Here is a 19,467-nt window from a genome sequence, read left to right as displayed (position 1 = left end):
TGTGATTTCAAGGTCTTTGATATTGCTATGTATATTTATAAGGTGAGATGAAAATTACGGAAATAATATGGCCAAATTTTATACTACTCCTTTTTCAAAACTAACATGATAAACTAGTACGAAAGTAGAATAAATTAGTCACCATGGCAACTATTGCAGGGATTTTTTATCCCTGCTATTTAATGCAACAAAAATTTACCTATCTTGAGTGCTCTTATGCCGAACTAACGCGATCTTACACCGCACGGTTTCTCTTGCTATAAAGTGTTATCTATTTAAGAACTTAACTAACTCATCTTTAAAACGGTCATCTTCATCATACTCTTCGCATACACAATCATAATTTAACCTAAAATGCACATTACCGATGTACGCATCTACTACCATTGTTATGTTAGCAGTCGGTTTTTTAGTGTAGGCTTCGATATCTAGGCTTGCTGGCAAAAAAGAGTTTTGGTAAGTAAATTCACTTTTTACAATAACACATTTTTCATTTAGGTATGTGTTGCAAAATTCTAAAAACTTAGCTCCTAGTTCATCTGCTAGCTCTCTTTGTGTGCTAGCTAAATCTACAAACTGCTCAATTATTGGAGCGGTTTTAACAACTTTTTTCTTTGACATTTTTTCTCCTTTATTTTAATCTTTTTTGTCAAGATATCTTTGTGACATGTGAAATTATAACAAGCAAAATGGACAAAAAATGTCTATATCTAGAAATATGAATTAAAATTTAATATTTTTTGTCTTGCTTTAAATTTCATAGTATTCATCCCAGCAAAGCGCCATATCAACAGAGCCTATGCGCAGTATGTCTTTGATCTTATTGATATGTGTGTTGTTTTCAAAAGCTGCAAATAGATAGCAAAAATATGCCTTCTTATCAAAATAGACAGAGCTACCAAAATATTCATTACAGTTTTGCGTCCAACGGCTCTTTTTCTTGCTCATTTCGCCAGGGACGATAGGCTCGTTGATGATAGCTAAGAAATTATCGTCATTTTCATCATAATCTGGATCATCTTCGCGCAAGCGAAAGACCAAACGAAATTCCATAGCATAATCCTCGATAAATCCACCCTCAACCCTTGCTTTTAGCCTGTTTTCAAGCATTTTTGCATCTCTTATTAGGATATCTTGGTAACTAGCTAGAGCTTTATTTATCTTCTCTATTTGCTCCCACTGATCCTTGCTGGCATCAGAGATATACTCTTCCCTCTCGCTACACTCTAGCTTCTCCATGCAAAGATCTATAGGCGTATAGTCATACCATGAGCGAAGCTTACCATCCATCCTGTCGATAGTTAAAATTTCATCCCAGCTAAGATCCGTATGGTCATATAAGCAGTGGTAAAACCAGCAGTGCCACTCGCCAGACATCTCATGTGTGGGCCAGTTTCTAAATTCGTTTTGATTTTCCGTATAAAAGTAGTCATCTATGTGATTCATAAACTGCCCATATCGCATAAGAAGCTCGTCTTTTGAGTAAAAAGAGAGCAGTAGCTCACAAAAATGATCATATGCCTCTTTTATATCTTTTGCACAGAGGTCTATCTGCTTTGCACGTGGCACGACACGGCGCTCAAGGTCATAGAGCCTTTCATTTATGCTATTTAGCTTTTGCCTTTGTTCCTTTGTAAATTTTTCCATTTTTGTCCTTTAAAATTTAATCACCGCCACCTGTTCGGCGATCTCTTTATCTGTAAAATTTCCGTTTATATCAAGTGAATAATCTCTACCTAAAAAATAGAGCTTAAAGCCAGTTATAGCTCCAAAAATAGGCAGAGTTTTCGTTTTTTGATAGTAGTTTTTGGTGATCTTTGAGATGACTTCTAGCTGCTCGTCTAATGCTTTAAAACAAAGTTCATCTAAAAACGGCGTTAGGCTGATATATTTTAGATGCTGCGCCATAGCAAGAGCAAATATAGGCTCGCCCTTGCGCCTAAAATCCGTATCTATATAGATATATGAACCTCTAAATTTTACTCGCTCATTGTAGAGCTTGTGCACCTCGCTAAGCTCAGCGTCTATGTTAAGAGCAAAGTGCTTGCTAAGGGCTAGGATGAGCGTTTCTGAGCTGTGTGCCCAGTCAAAGTGCCCCTTTGTGATGAACTCATCTAGGCTCTTTGCTGCCTCTAAATTTGCAAGTGCCCTTGTGAAATTTTGCTCTCTAACATAGCCAAGCGCTTTTGAGAGCGCCTTTTTGTCGCTTGTTTGTGTGAGAATTTTAAGTTGCTCGTAGATCATTGATTATCCTTTTTTGATTTCTATCGCCGATACATTTTTTGCGATCTGTGAAATTATAGCGACTAGAATGGACAAAAAATGTCTAGAAATTTATTAGTAAAATTTCACAAAAACTATAAAATTTAGGAGCAAATATGCAGCCAATTATCCTACTTTCCGCACTTTTAGCAAAGCACCACACCAAAACAGCCAAAAGCTTGTGCCAGATATTTGACAGACACAGGGTCAAATACGAGTTTTTAGAGACTAAGGACATTTGGATGAGGGACTTTATGCCGATTTTGCTTGATGATGGGCACCTTATCTCTTACGACTACGATCCAGACTACCTAAAAGATGATAAATATAGCCACCTAAGAACAAAGATCCAGCCATTAAAAGAGCACATAAATTTGGTCTTAGACGGCGGAAATTTCGTAAGGCTTGGAGGCAAAGCCATCATGACTGATAAAATTTTTAGAGAAAATCCATCAAAAACAAAGGCAGAGATCATTGAGACCATAAAGCAAAAATGCGCATTAAATGAGCTCATCATCATACCAAGACAGCCTTACGATATGCTAGGACACAGCGATGCCATGGTGAGATGGATAGATGAAAATAGCGTGCTAGTAAATGACTTTTCAAATGAGAGCAAAAGCTTTAATGATAGGCTCACAAAAGCGCTTAAAAAGAGCGGCTTGGATGTGAAATTTATGAAGTATCGTGAGGGATTTTTCACTAAAAAGAGAGACTGGGGTGCTTACTTAAATTTTATTAAAATTAAGGATATCTTAATAGTTCCGATATATGGGAAAGACAATGACGATGTTGCGCTGCAGCAGATCAAGAAAATTTATAGTAGCTATAAAGTAGAAACGATAAATTTAAGCGAGATCATAGAACTTGGCGGAGCGCTACACTGCATAACGGCAGAGAAATTTGGGCGGTAGAGTTACCGCCTTGTTCGCTATTTTTTGTTTTTGCTCCAATATTCAAAATCTTCTGGAAATTCTACATTTTTGTTTAGATAGTTATTCCAAAATTTGTTTATACCTCTGGCAATAGGCTCAAAACTCTCAGCCGACAAAAAATCGCTTTTTGCATTATTACAAATATAACAAGCCAAACGACAATTCTCTTTTGAATATTTATTTTCACTTTCTGGCGCTGTTATCACTCGTTCAACTTCTAAAAATTTTCCTCTTTGCCTAGCATCTTCATATTGTATGTTTTTAATATGAAAATATTTTTTTAGGTCTGCTTCTTTAACGCCGCAGTAGCAGCATTTTTTCTCTTGATTGTTATACCAATTTAAAAATTCATCTCTTCCACCAAAACCTTCTATTCTATCTGCAGTAGCTAGGCTATTTATTCTTCTATAGTTGTTGGCATAATCAGTAAATGATTCAATATTTAAGTCAATCATATCTTTTTGTGTTACTTTTGCAATATCCCCATTTTTACAAATTTCAAATTTATCATTAAAAAGCACCTCTATATCAGCATCAAAATTTTTTATCTCAAGCTCAAGCCTATAAAATTTATTATCATCAATGCATCCAATAATTACATTGACATTATTTTTAACTTTTTCCAATATTTCTTTTTTTAATAAAAGCCTATATTTCTTATCAGCTCTTTTTGAAATACTTTTTACAATGACTTTCTCGTTATCTTTTTCAGCATAAAACCAGTCACCAGAATTAGATACAAAATTCTCAAATCTCTTGTCTGTTAAAATATATGCTCTTGTTCTAAGCGTTAATTTCTCTATCATATTTTACTCTCCTATAAAATTTTCACTATTTTACCAAAAGAGAGCGGACACAAAAGTGTCTAATCGACTCACTACAATTACCCAAATTTCTTTAAAAGGATCAAAATGCAAGAGAAGATAGACAGGATCAAAAAGATCATCGCAGAGGCTGATGCGGTTATCATCACAGCAGGCGCTGGCATGGGCGTGGATAGTGGATTGCCTGATTTTAGGGGAGATCTATGGTTTTGGAGGGCGTACCCTCTTTTAAGAGATAAAAATTTAAGCTTTGAAGATATGGCAAATCCGCAGTGGTTTTTAGATGATCCAAAGCTAGCATGGGCATTTTATGGACACAGACTAAATTTATACAAAAACACAGAGCCTCACGAGGGCTTTAGGCTGCTTTTAAATCTCGTAAAAAGCAAAAACGAAAACTACTTCGTCTATACCTCAAACGTCGATGGACACTTTGCTAAGGCTGGCTTTAGCGAGGAGAAAATTTATGAGTGCCACTGCTCGATCCACTACTCTCAGTGCATCCATAAGCGTGATGGTGCTATATGGCAGACTTGTAGCGACATCAAAGTAGATGAAGAGAAATTTATCGCTTTAGATATGCCAGTTTGTCCAGAGTGTGGCTGCGTGAGCCGCCCAAATATCGTGATGTTTTACGACTGGATGGTAAATACAAGGCGCATAAACGAGCAGTATAAAAGATATGAAGCGTGGCTGGAGCAAAACAAAGATAGCCGCTTTGTAGTCATAGAGCTAGGCGCTGGGCTTGCGGTGCCAACTATCAGAAATTTTGGTGAGAAATTCGTTAAACGCTCCAAAAAAGCAACTCTTATCCGCATAAACCCACGAGATAACTATATCTCAGAGTATATCGGCATAAGTCTAAAATGTGGCGCACTAGATGGTCTTAGGCAGATATTATGCTAGAAAAGACACTCTCTAGTCCTAATTTGGATATAATCCCCAAACTAGGAGAGCAAATGAAACCCATCATAACCAAACAAGAAAACAGCAAATTTGAACGCATAAATTTTATAGCCCTAAAGCTAAGAGAGAGACCGCACACGATAAAAGAGCTAACAGCCATGCTTGGAGTGACCTCAAAGACCATCCAGCGCGACCTTTACGACACACTAAGAGAGTATGGCGCCATCAAAAAGGGGCACTACTGGAGTCTAAACGACGAGGACGCGAACGACGGACTAGACGGCGATGATAGAGTGGTGCTAAACATCCTTGATAACGTGGCAAAAAACATGGGATCAAATTTTTACAGCAAGGCTCACGTGCTTTTAGAGCAAATTTCTCAGCAGCTAAACCACCCGATACTTACAAACATAAACAACGAAAAGCTAAGCGAGGAGGATCTTGTAAATTTTCAAGCACTTGAGGATGCTATAAGAGAAAAAGCGGAGATAACATGCACGTATAACAGCTTTGAGTTTCTTGTAAAGCCTCTAAAGCTGGCACTTTTTGAGGGATTTTGGTATCTGCTCTTGCTTGATAGCAAAAAGGGCAATAAATTTAAGAAATTTCACCTAAAAAGCATAAAAGATATAAAGCATAGCGGGGAGAAATTTGAACTAAGTGGCGAGCTAGATGAGCGTGTAAAGGCGATGAACTCGGCATGGGCAAACCTAGAAGCTCCAAAAACAGCAAAGCTGCTGCTAGCGCCAGAAGTGGCGAAATACTTCGAACGAAAACCACATGCAAAACAGCGCATAACCGGTCAAGATAACGACGGCTCAGTCGAGATCGAGATAGAATTTACCCACATAATGGAGATAAAACCGCTCATATACTACTACCTGCCATTTATCAAGGTGCTTGAGCCAAAAGAGCTAGCCGACGAGGTCAAAAAAGATGTCAGCGAGTATCTAAAAGAGATAAATTTCTGATCTAAGAGGCACTATGAGCAGCAACGATAAAGAAGCACTAGAGCTTATTAGATACTATAAAAAGAGCTGGTCGCTACTGCAAAAATTTGATGATGGCTCACTTGGACCTTGCAAAAGCGATGTAGGCGAAAATTTTATCCTTGGATATGATGAGGCGCTAATGGCAGTGGATGAGCTAAAAAGAGAGCTTATAAAAAAGGGCGAGGCGTCAAATATCTTTGGCGTCCAAAAGGCAGATGAATTTGAAGGGATAATAAAAAATATCCACCAGACATTTGGCGGACGTGATCTTTTAGCAAGCCCACAAGAAAAAGCGGCAAATTTGATCTACTATATCATCAAAGACCATCCTTTTAGCGACGGCAACAAACGCATCGGATCATTTATATTTGTCCTGTTTTTATCAAAATGCAAACTTCTTTTTAAAAGTAACGGCGAGCGCAGGATGAGCGACAACGCCCTTGTTGCACTTGCACTGTTCATCGCGCAAAGTGAGCCAAAGCAAAAAGATATGGTGGTAAATTTGATCACAAATTTACTAGTAGATTAAAGGCTGATAGACACAAATGAGCGGCTTAAAACTTTTTCACGCTAGCGATCTGCACTTTGGCGCTGGCTATTTTGACTATATTTTAGCCCTTCAAGATAAATTTGACATCTTTTGTTTTAGTGGTGATTTTTTATACAAAGAGAGCGCGCAAGAAAAAGAGCAAACTGCCTTGTGGCTAAAAAGCTTTAAAAAGCCCGTGTTTGTATGTTCTGGCAACCACGATATGCCGCCATCTTGGCTAAATTCTATAAAAGGCATATACGCTGATGGCACTATAAAAACTATAAATGGCATTAAATTTGGCTGCGTGCCTTACTTGTGTGATGATCTGCTTGAATTTGCAGAGTGCGATATCTTAATAACCCACGTCCCACCAGCAAAGACAAGCACGAGCATTAGTAAAAATGACAAGGATCACGGAGATATAGAGCTTGCAAGGCTTATTAAAAATAATCTTTTAAAGGTAAAGATCATCCTTTGTGGGCATATCCACGAGCCAAAATCTCACACGGACATTTTAAACGAAGTTAAAATTTATAACTCTGCAAGTAGCGGTGCAAAAGAGCCATTTTATCAAGTGATAGAGCTATAGCTCTCTATCATTTTAGCCACCTCTTGATGCTCATAGGGCGTCATTTTTGTATCTAAAATTTGCAAGCATATCTCTTTTATAAATTCGCTCTCACATCCAAAGTCGTTTTTTAGATTTTGCAGTATAAATTTAGCCTCAGTAACAACATCATACGCATTATTTAGTGCCTTGACGGCTTGCCTATAAAAATCTTTTGACATATCAGTGTTGCTATATTTCATAAAATTTGCGTTATTTACGTAGTCATAGCTTGACTTAGCCTGTGCCAAAAAAGAAAACTCATCATACTCTTGCCAAAGTTCTTGCTCGCTCATTTTTACTCCTATATTTTTATTATAAATAAAAATATGGACAAAATTTGTCTATAAAATATCCAAAAAGCAGACATTTTTCTGTCTTTAACTCTTGCTAATATCCTCTTAAATTTTTTAGGAGGTAAAAATGGTTTGCACCAAAGAAGAAAAAGAGCTTTTGGTAGCTTTTAATCAAAAACTTCTTGAGATACAGCGCGAGATGACGGCAGAGTATCTGCGCATTAAGGAGCTTTTTAAGACATATCTTGACCATGATAAAGATATGATAGACATTGTCTTCGAGGTTAGTTTTTATATGAAAGACTACGAGGAGGAAATTCTCTCTGTTGAGCTACAGGACTTTTACTTTGAAGATGATGATGATCTTAGTGGTATAGAGCTATGCTATGACGGGCGACCACATGGCTTTGACTGCTCCATCATACTCACTAAGATGTCTAGCGCCTCAATAACTATAGAAGAGAAGAAATTTTGTCTATTGATGATATATGTTGGCATTTTGAGCCAAGGCTATACTACAAAAAAGAAAAAATAGGTGCCTCGCTCAACGAGAAACTCATTTGGATGCCTATTGTAAGCTCTGATGACTACAGCATATATCTGCCAAAGGGCGTTAGAGAGGCGAGCACCTTTAAAGACTTTGATAATATGTATATTCGTAATAGTTTTTTGACCTCTTGGTTTGATTTTGAATATAAAATTTTGCCAAAAAGTTATAAAAATTTTATCACCCGTTTTAGACAAACGCCCACTCAAAGCTTTATAGATATAGATAGTTTCCATAGCAAGGATTATTTATTAAAGCTATATAAAGACTACGAATTTGTTGAGCAAATAACTGGGCTTATCATATCAAAATATGTGCCACTAGATATGATCGCAAGGAGTGTTTTAGACGCATATAAAGCGATGTGCGAAGGGACTTTACACGCATGCAAGCTAGCACTTGAGCTAGGCTTTGCCATAAACGCTCGTGGTGGCTTTGGATACTCCACTAAAAACTCTGGTGCAGTAAGAGCCCCATATAACGATATAGCGCTAAGCGTTATAAAGCTTCACGAAGACAGGCCAGATCTTAAAATTTTATATGTAAATTTTGGTAGCAAAAAAAGCGAAGGCGTCTTTGAGCTAGCGCAAGATGATAAGAGCCTTTGGATCTATGAGATCTACACAAGAGGCTATGAAGTTGCTAAGGATATATGCCCTAACCTAGATAACGTCTATTGTGACTCTGTCTTGCCAAATACCACAAAAGAACAATATCTACAAAATATAAAAGATGGGCTTAGCAAAGCTATAAGCAAGATAAAGCCAGATCTAATCATCTATAGTTCAGATGTGACTATGACGTCTGGTTTTTTTAAAGTAGATGCAAATTTACTAATCGAGCGTGATGCAGTCGTGACTACTTTGGCAAGAGATAGCAAAACGCCTCTTTGCGTCTGCATTAGCTCAGATCCTTTTCAAGATACACGTCATAAGGAGATGGTGCCTTTTTACAAAAGGCTTATAGAAGATATGCTCTGCGTTATCGCGCAAAAGAGAAACGATAAATAGCCGAATTTGATGGCGTAAGGCTTGGCAGAGACTTTGAAAATGTCCTACCTAGCAAGCTTGCGCTTGTGAATGATGAAATTTTGGCATTTTATTTGATCTAAATTTTAGCGAAAACAGACTATTTTGCTTTGAAAAGGTAGATATACAAAGTCCATCAGAAATTTTAGTGCTTTGTATAGATACAAGCAGTAGCATGATAGCCAAACTAGAAACGCTTGAAAAAGCGTGGCACTATACATGGCAAATACCACAGCCAGCCTTAAGGCACACCATAGAGCTCATAAAAAGTGATGAAAATTTCAAAAATACTGACGTGCTAGTGATAAGCGACTTTGATTTTGCAAAGATAAATTTATCAAAAGATGAGGTAGATAAAACAAGATTTTACGGGCTAAATGTGAGCTTTAAAAAGGTAAAGGATGCGTTTTTTGATGAGATAATAGACTACTAAATCAAAATAATGAAATAAAATATTTTAAGATATTTTATTTCATTTAAAAAAGTCATTGTATATCTATATTTCTTCTACCACAAATTTCACTATTTTATCGTGACGTTTTTTGATGGCATCCTTATCCCACTTATCTTTGGCTATCTCTTTTATCTCTCTTTGTTGGGCCAAAACGTTATAAGAGCTTAGTTTGTCCGCAAATGAAACATTTCCGATTGAGCAATTATGGGATTTTGAAATCAAAAGGTAGTTACCAATGCAGTCTAAATACATATTTTTAAATTCTTCATCGTATTCACAATATCCTTTAGCGATAGGAATTCCGTCTGAAGGGGTTTGTGGCGCAATATGCTCTAATTCAGGGCTTTCAATCTGCTCCATTTGCATAAATCCATAGCCTTGTTTTTCTTGAGAAATTAGATAGTTTTCATATTTCCAAAGAATATGCTTTGCTATTTTATGATCTAGGGCTCCTTGCAGTGCCTCTTTAAATTTTGCATCAGACCAATAATAATACCACCACAAGCTATCATTATTTGTATCTTTCTTTAGCCATCTAATACGATCAATAATTTGACATACATCTTTATTTTCTTCCGTAAATTTTTCATAAACCTTTTTAACTCTATCTTCAAGGTGAGCTCTTGTTCCAATTATTCTATGTCTTATAACAAGTGATTCTAACTCAGCAAATAACCTTGCTTTATCTTCATCTGATATCCTATATTTATATGATTTTATTACAAATGGCATTACTTGCGTTTCTGCTAAAAGCGCTAAAGAATAGATTTCATAAATTTTCTTATTTTTAAAAAACAATTTTAGACTATCAAAACTATTTTTTAATTCAAGTGTAAAGCTCATTATAAAATTTATAGCATTGTTCTTGTCTTTAAGCTCTTTTTCAATTTTTTCCATAGAAACATCAATATCAAGTGTATTAAAAGAAACACGTAGAGCATATAGCAAAACATCATCTTCGCTAAGATTATTTTCAATAACCGATATAGACTTATAAATATGTTCGAATCTCTCTTGAAGCTCTTTAATTTTTTCTGATTTTTCTTCTTGGTTGATATTTGAAATCCAAATTTCATACATGAATTGTGCTTTTACGATCTCTAGTTTTGTAGGGTCTTTTCCTCTATTGTTTTGAAATATAAACATTTGTATAGCTTCAGCCTCTTCGTTTACAATGTGTGTTGTGCAAGCTGAATTTATTACACAATTTATATATTGTCTGCAACTTACTTCATCTTTTGATTTTAATTTATTTTCGAAAAAATCAAAAGCTTCCATAATTCTAACAGCCGATAACGTTTCTAGACTTTCTCTTGAAATATCTTTTTGATCAATTACATAGTCCTTAAAAAACGGATTATCATATTCGACGGTAGAAAATCTATATTTGCTGTTTCTTTTTATCACATCTTCTTTTATTTCTTTATCGTCTTCTATTGTTTTTTTATCATCCTCTGTTAAAGATCTGATATTTGCCAGTCTTTTAAAAACTGACGAGAGAAAAATTTCAATTGTAGTCAAACGTTGCTGTCCGTCAATTATGTTGTATAAATCTTCACTTTTTTGCTCAAAAAGAAAATGTCCGAAATAATACGGAGTAGTAGAGCCACTATCTATATAATCATCTAAATCAATCAAAAATTGCTTAACTTGCTTATCTTTATCCCATGAATAAGCTCGCTGGTAGTTTGGCACACGAATAAAGTTACCACTTAACATTCTTCTAATAGTTGTTTTTGCTTCCATTGCAATTTTCTCCTTTTAAAATGTTTAAAACAATTTTACTTTTAGAAGTTTATATAATTCTAGGTTATTTTTGCCTTATAATTTTTTAACTAAAGATCACATTTTTAAAACCCAACCCTTCTTTCGTTTTCTATCTTTTTATATCTGATCTCGTCATTTAGGCGATTTGCAAATTCGTTTGCGTCTGCTAGTGGGCTAAATTTGTTTGCTCTTAGCACAGCCGCAAAGTCTCCAGGCGTTAAAAAGGCGAACGAGCCAACAAGCTCTAGATCGCTACTGCTAGCCTTTAGCCCTAAAATTTCACACTCTTTTTTAAAAAGGCTAAGCGCTTGCTCACTTTTTAGATAGCCAAATTCTATCTTCATATCAAAGCGCCTAATGCTCGCACTATCAAGCCTGTCAAGCAAATTTGTCGTAGCAATAAATATGCCCTCAAAGTTCTCCATCTGCACTAGCATCTCATTTACCTGGCTTATCTCCCAATTTCTAACTGCATTACTTCTATCTTGCAAAAAGGTATCAACCTCATCAAAAACAAGCACAGCGCCTTTTTCTATAGCCTCTTTAAAAGCCTGAGCTATATTTTTTTCTGTTTCGCCGATATATTGGTTTATTAGATCGCTTGATTTTTTTAGAACAAGTGGCTTGTTTAGCGACTTTGCTATGTATTTGGCGTAAGCACTTTTGCCAGTGCCAGCTGCGCCGTATATACATATCCTAGCGTTAGAGCTCTCTTTTATGCCACAAGCAAGTTTGTTAAGATCGGTGCTTGCGTTTATAAATTCCACATTGTAGCTTTGCGGCAAAGATAGACCTTGATCAGCGCTTTTCTCTTTGTCATGCCCTTGTGACTTTAGCGTGTTGTCTATCACCATTTCAAACGCCTTTTGCTTGTCAAATTTATCTAAACTTAACGCCACTTTGGCTGCCTTTTGTATTACAGCTGGCGATAGAGAAGTGTAGCCCAAAAGCCTTTTTACGCTCTCATTTGTGCTAAGGCCGTTTGAGTATTTTTCTATTATCCTTTTGCGTGTTTTTTCATCTGGGATAGGTAAATTTATGGCTATATCAAAGCGTCTTAAGACAGCCTCGTCCATATCTTGCACCTTGTTTGTTATCCATATAGTCGCTATTTTATTGTTTTCAAGGGCTCGATTTATCGCAGCCTTGTTTATCATGATGCCATTATCTAGGCTAAATATATCCTCAGCCTCGTCATACATCAATAAAATATTATTAGAAAAGATATTTTGCACCGCCGTGTAGGCGAGATATCTCTTTGTAGCTCTTTTGTCGTTTTCAAATTTATTATAAGCCACTTCAAAAAGTTCAAGGCCGATCTCTTTTGCCACTAGCTTTGCAAATTCCGTTTTGCCAGTGCCAGCAGGTCCATAAAGCAAGATATTTATCCCATGCCTTTTTGTGCTAATGGCATTTTTAAGATACTCAAGCGTAAGAGCTAGCTCATCTTTTATGTGCTCAAAGTCACATATCTTTAGATCGCCCTTGCCACAAGGCACTACGCTTTTTAAGAAAATTTTGCTTATATAGTTTTTGGTATCAAACATCTCAAAAGCAAAGTCATCATTTAAAAAGCTATATTTAGCAAGAAAATTGATTTTATATCTCTCTATTACAAGTAGCCCTGAACTTAGCAATTTCGCATCATATTTTAGTGCATTATTTACAGCGCTTTGCGGTAAATTTAAGATAGTGGCGATCATTTTATTAAAATCTCTATTGTTTATATCTGCTATCTTGCCGATAGTGTTTTCAAGCGTGCTTGAGTTTGATACGACGATCAAAAAGCCTAAAATTTGCTTTTGCGTCTCATCTAAATTTAACTTTTTGCTAAGCATTTGTAGGTTTTTATCTAACAAAGCAGGAAATTTTGGCATATTTTTTAAGATATCATCATGCCTTTTCTTTAGCTCTTTAAAGAAATTTGACATGCCGCCTATCGCTTTTATCTGCTTCTCGCCATAGCCAAGATCTTCTATGGCTCTATCAGCTACGTGCCCATCTACTTTGTCAAATAGCCCGTCATAAAGCACTGCACGCAATAGATAAAATGTAACAAGTCTGTCAAAATTTCTCATCTCATCTCCTTTTTTATTTTGAGATGATACTCGACTTTTTGGACTTTTGTATGTCTTATTTTATAAAATTTTGGTCTTAAATTTAAAATTTTAGTGGCAAAAGCCACTAAAATTAGTTTTGGTTTGTTTGCATTTCTAATTTTTGCTCTTTAAGCTTAATTAAGATTGCATTTGTCATTTTTGCAAAAGTTTCTGGCTTAAATTCTTCTTCTATTATTTTTTTGCAAATATCAATATTAACATCCTTATATAACTCATCAACGGCCAAGAAATATTCTGTTTGTTTTTTCAACTGATCTTCACAAGGTTTTTTGTAATTTTTAGCATTTGTATTTTTATCTTCTTTTCTACGAAAACCAACATATGGCATAGAATAGGGAGATTTTTGAAATTCGACTGTAAAGTAAAATTTTTCCCATATTTCACCATCCTTAGGGTTCTTTTTAGTGATAATTATAGGTCTATAGTCTTGGTTCTCTTCAGTTTTAATATCATATACGCTTTTGATTTCGCTATCACCTCTCAGAATTTTTGCTGCATTGCTAAAAAAACTATATATTATCTTCTTTCTCATCTCTTGATAGTTATTTGCTATCTCCGATACCGCAGTATAGTTTTCTTTAAAAATTTCTACCAAATTTGCTGTTTCCATCTTATCTATCCTTTTGTATCTATCATAAATCATCTCTATCGCGTCCTTGTATTGTGATAAAAATACATTTAGGTCAGTTAAATTTGACACCTCATTTTTGCACTTATCTATCCACTCTAAAATTTCTTTGCCATAGCTAATGACTTTAAATTTAATAGACGGATTTTCTCCTAGTAGTCTAGTATGATAGTCGCCAAAGCTTTGATTATCTGGTAGTTTGCCGTCTGGATGCAGATACAAAACACATATATCCTCATCTTTAACACGGTCGCTCTCTTTAGCACCTTCTCCTTTAATAGTTTCAATATACCTTGCTATCTGCGTAGGTTGGTCTTTTGCATATACTTTATTTTCTAGGATAATATGCTTTTTGCCATCGCTTATGTAGATATCTATATGCTTAAACTCTTTAAAAACGGTGGCCCTGCTCGTATCTATGCTAAAGTCATCTATGCCACACGTCTCTAAAAATAGCTTTAAAAATAGATCGCCCTTGTAGTGATCGCCATTTGGATCAAGCAGCGAAGCTATGAAATTTGAGTGCAAATTTACTTCATCGCTAAAATCATGAAACAAAGTAAAGATGTTATAGTCATGCTTGCCCATGGCTCTTTGCCTATCTGCCTCAGCTTTTGCCGCCATGTAGCCTTTGCTTATATCTGCAAAAAGCTTTTCAAAGTACTCTTTTTCTGACTTTATCTCCATCCTCTCTCCTTTTAGAATTTGATATCTAAATCGTCTATATTTTTTTAATATTTTATAGTCACTTTCATATCAATGATCCGCTCATCGACATAAGCTAGATCATCAGTGATGATCACATTAAATTTACACTCTTCGCAAAGCGTATCTCTTATCTGCTCCAAGCAAAGCTTGATCACAGCATCAAGTGGCATATCTTTAGAAATTTTAAAATTTATCTCGGTGCCCTTTGCGTTTTCAAGAAGCGTCAAGAGCTTATCAGATATGCTTTGACTAAGCGCATATATGTCCTGCTTTGCCCTAAATATAGCCATGTGCTTTGGCTCACCGCTGTCATTTTTATACCAAGTTTCAAAAATGCTGGTGTGCTCCATTTTCTCTCCTGCTATAAAATTTGATTTAGCGCTTCTAGGCCGCCTAGCTTTAGGCTGATGCCAAGCTGTGGGTTTAGGTCGCTATCTTTTGGATTGATACGGATAAGAGTTGCCTTTTTAAAGCGTTTTACCAGCGCCTCGCCATGCTTTCTGATGGTTGGCACCGCTAGGCCTGCGCCGATCTCTATTATGGCTATTTTTGAGTTTTCATTTTCACTTAGCCACGCTTCATATCTTTTGCGTTGTGCCCACGTCCTTTTTGGATTAAACTCGTGATCGTAAAACATCATGATATTTGGACGGCTCGCACAGCCACACTCAGGGCAAACTGGCATCTTTGTAGCGATAAATTTAGCCTCATCGACCTCTACGCTACTCTCGCGCATAGGCCATATCATCCCATCGTCGTTGTGGATACACTGGGCGTGATGGATCGAGCCATGAACTTCGTAAATTTTATCCTTGCTAAAGCCAGCCTTGGCAAAGTGTCCATCGACATTTGAAGTGCAGATGAAGTAGTTTTCGTTTTTCTGCAAGCAAAGCTCTCTAAGCATGGCAAAACCAGCGTGAGGCTCAGTTTTGTTGTAAAGCTTTAGTCTGTGGCCGTAAAATGCCCAAGCTAGCTTTGGATCATCAAAAAACCACTGAGGATTTGCTATATCTGTAAAACCTAGATCCTTATCTTTTAGCGGCGGATATGCCTTCCAAAAGCCTTGATCCCCACGAAAATCAGGCAATCCACTATCCACACCCATGCCAGCACCTGCTGTTATGACTATGGCGTCTGCGTTTTTGATGATCTCTTTTGCTTGAAGTATTGTTTCTTGCAATGACATAAGTTTATCTGTGTCCATGTTGCCTCCTATGGCTTAAATGTTTTTGGCATTATAGCTGGCAAATCAGACACTTTTTTGTCTATTTTGCCACTTCGCGCAGTTTTTCTAAAACCTTAACCATAGCTAGAGTATCTAGCTTGCAGTATGCTAAAAGTGCCTTTTTATAGGCATCGCGCTCCTTGGCTGACATATACGCCATAGCCTCATAGGCCTGCATCGCTTCGCCGCCATGGTGGATCAAATTTAGATCCTTATATGCCGACTCAAATTCTGGCACGAGTGCTGGCAAGACATATTTTATAGAGTAGCTGCCTTGCATTTTTGGGTGGTAGTAGCTTTTGCTAGCAAATGGCGTCATCAGGTCTTTTATGTTGTCGTGGATAGCCATAAGCTCGTTTGAGATTTGCGGATAGTTTGTGGCAAGACGTCTTATCACCCTTTTTTCAAAGCTCATATTATAGGCTAGCACGCAAGCATCTTGTGGGATAAATTTGATCAAATTTATCGCCAGCTCGTATCTAGGATCGGCCCCAACTTCAGCCAAAAACTCAAAATGCTCTAAATTTCCCTTGCCATCATCCTTGTGGATAGAAAACTGAAAAGGTATCTGCTCATACGGACTAAGCCCTATAAACTCGGGCACGGCTTGCTGAAATGTCTCAAAGTCAAGGTGGTAGAGTGGATAGCTAAGCGTCTTTAGAAATTCTTTGATAGCCTCTTTGTCTATGATCTGCTCCTTTGAGAGCTCAGAGCGGATCTGTATCTGCTGAGAGGCGTTAAATTTATCTAGCTCTTTGATATCTTCAAATTTAACTACGCCGCTTTTATAAAGCTCAAATTTCTTCTTATTTCTTAAGCCACTAATATCAAAAATACTATACTCTGGTATGCCTCGTTGCTCGCGCCAGCAGTATTCCCAAGCGTCGCAAGGATATGGGTTAGCGCACTGAACTCCGATATCAATCTCTGGCTCAATGTCTTTGCTAAGAATTTCATCAAATTTACTTAAAATTTGAGGGATGTCTGCTTGCTTTTGCTTTACTTGCTCTGTTACGTCTTCGGTATGAAAAAACTTCTCAAGCTCGAGCTTCTCGCCTCTTACGTAACTGCTATCTATGTGGATGATATTTACGGCACTCACTTTATAGCCAAGTGAGCTAATGACGTAGTACTGAATGCTTGCATCATCGATATAGACCTCTTTTACTGAGGTGCTGCTTTTTACCTCATTGATGATAAGCCCGTCCTTGCCGATGCGAAGAATATCAACCATCACAAGGATGCCATCAAAGCAAAAAGTAGCCTCATAGATGACCTTTGTGCCTCGCCCCATAAGCTCCTTGGTCTTTGCCATTTGCGAGCCAAAGTCGCCAGTGTATTCTATCCTCTCGCCACCACTAAACAGCTCACAGGCTAGCTCGCCTACTGATGTGCCAGTGTCAAACACAGCCTGCGCGCCATCATCTGGAGCTTGCAAAACCTCAGGCTTTTTCTTTTTAAGCCACAAGCTCTTTTCGCATTGAAGACCGCGGATGTATAGGGATTTAGATAGTGTCATTGGTTATGCCTTTAAAATTTGTTTTATTTTTATATATCGTCAAAAACATCTTTGTTTTAACGTCATTTTGTGAAATCATATCAGCATAATAGGAATAAATTTTGTCCATTTTTTACTTTAAAATTCATCCAAAAAAGGAGTGGTGATGAAAAAGATCAAACAGATAAAAGAGCTATTTGAGGCAGGTAAAGATAAGCAAGCAAAGGATATGCTAGGTCACTTGCTAAATGACTCGACAAATCAATGCTTTGTCTGCACAAGATGGATATACCGCACGATGTGTGGTAGGCCTGAAAACGGCATAGCTGGCGCAGCTGCTATATTTAAGCTTATGCAAAAGAACAAAAGCGCCGAGATATTTGGGCGAGTGTATGAACTAGAGGACGATCTTTTTTCACATATAGGCTTTCACAAATGGGCTCGCGAAGCTTTCAAAAAGCTCATAAAAGCTGCCACAACAAAAGAAGAATTTTTTGTTGTTGCTAATGAGGCAGAAAAATATATCAAAAATGAGATAAAACCGCTCTCATACTACAAAGAGATCGCAGACCAAATTTCAAAAAGCGAAGCAGTGAAGATAATCCCACTAAAAAGCAAGTGCTACTTCATAAAACTCGAGCACAAGCTATTTAACTACGCCATAAGAATTTCTAAAAAAAGCTGGCAAACTTACGTCATCTGCAAAAATGCAAAGATAAAATTTGAGTGGTTTTTAAGACCTGATGCCGAATTTGACACCTATAATAACTGCAGTGTAGAAGAAAATATATGTTTAGATAAGATATCAGACGAATTTGGCCTTTGGGATAGCGAGATCTACTTCGAAAAAGATACGCTAATATGCATAAAAATAGCAGAAATTTTTTATGAAAATGGAGTTATCGACAAGGCAAAGATAATGCTACTTCAGGCTTTAAGTGTGGCTTATTATAAAGGTGTATTTATAAAAAATGTCATAGCAACTTTAAAAAGCGCGACACAAAAATTTAGCAGTGATAAAAAATTTATAAGAGAGATCTTAATACGTGCGATAAGCTTTAGATATGAGCATCTTGAGCGAAAGGAGCTAAGATTAAGCTTGGGTGTTTTGACTACTATAGGCTATGAAAAAGAGTATAGTGATTTTGATCCGATTGATTATTGTTAGGGTGGAGGGCTTATAAAAAGTGGAATTTGTAAATAGGTAGATGACCTAATTATTCTGATCTTTTGTTTGGCATTCAAATCAATATCAGCTTCTTCAAGGCTCAAACAACCCATACAAAGTTTTTGTTTTTTGGTCATATTGGATACTATCTGCCTAGTAATCACTTCGCTACCTTTTAAAACAAACGCTGTATTGTCTTTTACCAGATGATTTAAAAGATAGTTGATACCCGCAACACCACCGCCGTTTTTAGTTTTAAAGAATTTTACTAACATGCTTAACTTCTTGGATTTTGCTTTTGCAACATTAAGCCATCTAATTTTTTATTAACGTCAATTATAGGACAACTTAGAACGAATTAGAGTAAAAATATTTTATGTTTTTGCCTACAACTCTTTAAAAACAAAAAATAATATACATAAAAACACATTAGAGCAAAATAGAAAATTTTAAAAAAATTAAATAAAACTGAGGGGAAATAAAGGGGAAAATGTAAAAATAAGAAAATTTAAAGTTTTTGAAAAGTCGTTAAAATCGGGGTTTTAAAAGTATTTTTGAAGATAAATGGCTCCGGATGCTGGGTTCGAACCAGCGACCAAGTGATTAACAGTCACCTACTCTACCGCTGAGCTAATCCGGAACATTTAAAAGAAGTCGTATTATAGTTAGTAATCATTTAAAAACAGCTTAAATAACTAAAAATTTTAGCCGTTTTTCTTATAAAATATATATTTAAAACTACTCAAGCGAGTTTGCCTGAGTAGTTTTTCATTAAACAAATTTTAGTTTATTTAAAACCCTAAGCCAGAAATGTTTTAAAATTTATTTTTCCTAACATCTTCAACTATAGCTTTAGCCATCTCATCTACTTCTGATGTTACTTCATTTGCTTGGTTGGCTATTACAACATTCTCTTTTGTTAGATTATCTATTTGAGCAACTGATTGATTTATCATATTTATTCCTTCAC

At 36.4% G+C, this 19,467-nt stretch carries 21 protein-coding genes, 1 tRNA gene and 1 pseudogene; 9 read left to right on the top strand and 14 right to left on the bottom strand.

Annotated features, from left to right (window positions below; all coding sequences use genetic code 11):
• Positions 1-267: 267 nt before the first annotated feature.
• From CVS91_RS09755 to CVS91_RS09745, 3 genes are all read right to left on the bottom strand, one after another.
• Positions 268-621: a hypothetical protein gene (locus CVS91_RS09755; RefSeq protein ID WP_107831827.1), complete on the bottom strand. Its 354-nt coding sequence runs from the start codon at positions 619-621 to the stop codon at positions 268-270.
• Between the two features lie 129 nt (positions 622-750).
• Positions 751-1,647: a hypothetical protein gene (locus tag CVS91_RS09750; RefSeq protein ID WP_107831826.1), complete on the bottom strand. Its 897-nt coding sequence runs from the start codon at positions 1,645-1,647 to the stop codon at positions 751-753.
• A 9-nt stretch (positions 1,648-1,656) separates the two neighbouring features.
• Positions 1,657-2,244, bottom strand: a complete 588-nt coding sequence (locus CVS91_RS09745; protein WP_107831825.1) for a hypothetical protein — start codon at positions 2,242-2,244, stop codon at positions 1,657-1,659.
• A gap of 134 nt (positions 2,245-2,378) precedes the next feature.
• On the opposite strand from CVS91_RS09745, the gene CVS91_RS09740 reads away from it, so the two are divergent.
• Complete coding sequence (locus CVS91_RS09740; protein WP_107831824.1) at positions 2,379-3,176, top strand: agmatine deiminase family protein; 798 nt, start codon at positions 2,379-2,381, stop codon at positions 3,174-3,176.
• Between the two features lie 17 nt (positions 3,177-3,193).
• On the opposite strand, the gene CVS91_RS09735 is transcribed toward CVS91_RS09740, so the two are convergent.
• A complete protein-coding gene (locus CVS91_RS09735) occupies positions 3,194-4,003 on the bottom strand; it encodes a hypothetical protein (RefSeq protein ID WP_107831823.1) in 810 nt (269 codons plus the stop codon).
• Positions 4,004-4,108: 105 nt separating this feature from the next.
• Here CVS91_RS09735 and CVS91_RS09730 point away from each other — a divergent pair, with 105 nt between their 5' ends.
• The 4 genes from CVS91_RS09730 to CVS91_RS09715 are packed head-to-tail and all read left to right on the top strand — an operon-like array spanning position 4,109 to position 7,040.
• Complete coding sequence (locus tag CVS91_RS09730; RefSeq protein ID WP_107831822.1) at positions 4,109-4,927, top strand: SIR2 family NAD-dependent protein deacylase; 819 nt, start codon at positions 4,109-4,111, stop codon at positions 4,925-4,927.
• 53 nt (positions 4,928-4,980) lie between these two features.
• Complete coding sequence (locus CVS91_RS09725; protein ID WP_107831821.1) at positions 4,981-5,898, top strand: helix-turn-helix transcriptional regulator; 918 nt, start codon at positions 4,981-4,983, stop codon at positions 5,896-5,898.
• 13 nt (positions 5,899-5,911) lie between these two features.
• The gene (locus CVS91_RS09720; protein WP_107831820.1) at positions 5,912-6,448 is read left to right on the top strand and encodes a type II toxin-antitoxin system death-on-curing family toxin; all 537 of its coding nucleotides are present in this window, start codon (positions 5,912-5,914) and stop codon (positions 6,446-6,448) included.
• A gap of 16 nt (positions 6,449-6,464) precedes the next feature.
• A complete protein-coding gene (locus CVS91_RS09715) occupies positions 6,465-7,040 on the top strand; it encodes a metallophosphoesterase family protein (protein WP_107831819.1) in 576 nt (191 codons plus the stop codon).
• Here CVS91_RS09715 and CVS91_RS09710 read toward each other — a convergent pair.
• Positions 7,022-7,354 (bottom strand): hypothetical protein, encoded by a 333-nt coding sequence (locus tag CVS91_RS09710; protein ID WP_107831818.1) that lies wholly within the window; start codon positions 7,352-7,354, stop codon positions 7,022-7,024. The genes CVS91_RS09715 and CVS91_RS09710 overlap by 19 nt on opposite strands.
• 127 nt (positions 7,355-7,481) lie before the next feature.
• On the opposite strand from CVS91_RS09710, the gene CVS91_RS09705 reads away from it, so the two are divergent.
• From CVS91_RS09705 to CVS91_RS09695, 3 genes are all read left to right on the top strand, one after another.
• The gene (locus CVS91_RS09705; RefSeq protein ID WP_107831817.1) at positions 7,482-7,889 is read left to right on the top strand and encodes a hypothetical protein; all 408 of its coding nucleotides are present in this window, start codon (positions 7,482-7,484) and stop codon (positions 7,887-7,889) included.
• Positions 7,890-7,918: 29 nt separating this feature from the next.
• Positions 7,919-8,911 carry a hypothetical protein gene (locus CVS91_RS09700; RefSeq protein WP_159071417.1) on the top strand — a complete coding sequence of 331 codons (993 nt, stop codon included), beginning with the start codon at positions 7,919-7,921 and terminating at the stop codon, positions 8,909-8,911.
• A 193-nt stretch (positions 8,912-9,104) separates the two neighbouring features.
• Entirely contained in the window at positions 9,105-9,362 is a 258-nt protein-coding gene (locus CVS91_RS09695; RefSeq protein ID WP_107831815.1) for a hypothetical protein, read from the top strand.
• A gap of 63 nt (positions 9,363-9,425) precedes the next feature.
• Here CVS91_RS09695 and CVS91_RS09690 read toward each other — a convergent pair whose 3' ends face one another.
• From CVS91_RS09690 to CVS91_RS09665, 6 genes are all read right to left on the bottom strand, one after another.
• Positions 9,426-11,129 (bottom strand): DUF262 domain-containing protein, encoded by a 1,704-nt coding sequence (locus CVS91_RS09690; RefSeq protein WP_107831814.1) that lies wholly within the window; start codon positions 11,127-11,129, stop codon positions 9,426-9,428.
• A gap of 104 nt (positions 11,130-11,233) precedes the next feature.
• Positions 11,234-13,228, bottom strand: coding sequence for an AAA family ATPase (locus CVS91_RS09685; RefSeq protein ID WP_107831813.1), 1,995 nt, complete (start codon positions 13,226-13,228; stop codon positions 11,234-11,236).
• 112 nt (positions 13,229-13,340) lie between these two features.
• Positions 13,341-14,585, bottom strand: coding sequence for a PD-(D/E)XK nuclease family protein (locus tag CVS91_RS09680; RefSeq protein WP_107831812.1), 1,245 nt, complete (start codon positions 14,583-14,585; stop codon positions 13,341-13,343).
• A 44-nt stretch (positions 14,586-14,629) separates the two neighbouring features.
• Positions 14,630-14,956, bottom strand: a complete 327-nt coding sequence (locus CVS91_RS09675; RefSeq protein ID WP_107831811.1) for a hypothetical protein — start codon at positions 14,954-14,956, stop codon at positions 14,630-14,632.
• 11 nt (positions 14,957-14,967) lie between these two features.
• Positions 14,968-15,810 carry an SIR2 family NAD-dependent protein deacylase gene (locus CVS91_RS09670; RefSeq protein WP_234409693.1) on the bottom strand — a complete coding sequence of 281 codons (843 nt, stop codon included), beginning with the start codon at positions 15,808-15,810 and terminating at the stop codon, positions 14,968-14,970.
• A gap of 61 nt (positions 15,811-15,871) precedes the next feature.
• Entirely contained in the window at positions 15,872-17,350 is a 1,479-nt protein-coding gene (locus tag CVS91_RS09665; protein WP_107831810.1) for a DUF2779 domain-containing protein, read from the bottom strand.
• Between the two features lie 145 nt (positions 17,351-17,495).
• On the opposite strand from CVS91_RS09665, the gene CVS91_RS09660 reads away from it, so the two are divergent.
• Positions 17,496-18,497, top strand: coding sequence for a hypothetical protein (locus CVS91_RS09660; RefSeq protein ID WP_107831809.1), 1,002 nt, complete (start codon positions 17,496-17,498; stop codon positions 18,495-18,497).
• Here CVS91_RS09660 and CVS91_RS09655 read toward each other — a convergent pair.
• The 3 genes and pseudogenes from CVS91_RS09655 to CVS91_RS10740 form a co-directional block, all read right to left on the bottom strand.
• On the bottom strand, positions 18,494-18,772 hold the full coding sequence (locus tag CVS91_RS09655; protein WP_107831808.1) for a hypothetical protein: 279 nt from the start codon (positions 18,770-18,772) through the stop codon (positions 18,494-18,496). The two genes, CVS91_RS09660 and CVS91_RS09655, sit on opposite strands and share 4 nt — an antisense overlap.
• A gap of 290 nt (positions 18,773-19,062) precedes the next feature.
• A tRNA-Asn gene (locus tag CVS91_RS09650) sits at positions 19,063-19,137 on the bottom strand.
• A gap of 175 nt (positions 19,138-19,312) precedes the next feature.
• Positions 19,313-19,467: pseudogene (locus CVS91_RS10740) on the bottom strand (chemotaxis protein); the annotation flags it as partial.

This window comes from Campylobacter concisus, assembly GCF_003048985.1.
Taxonomy (GTDB): domain Bacteria; phylum Campylobacterota; class Campylobacteria; order Campylobacterales; family Campylobacteraceae; genus Campylobacter_A; species Campylobacter_A concisus_AY.
This window is presented reverse-complemented; position numbering and strand designations above follow the sequence as displayed.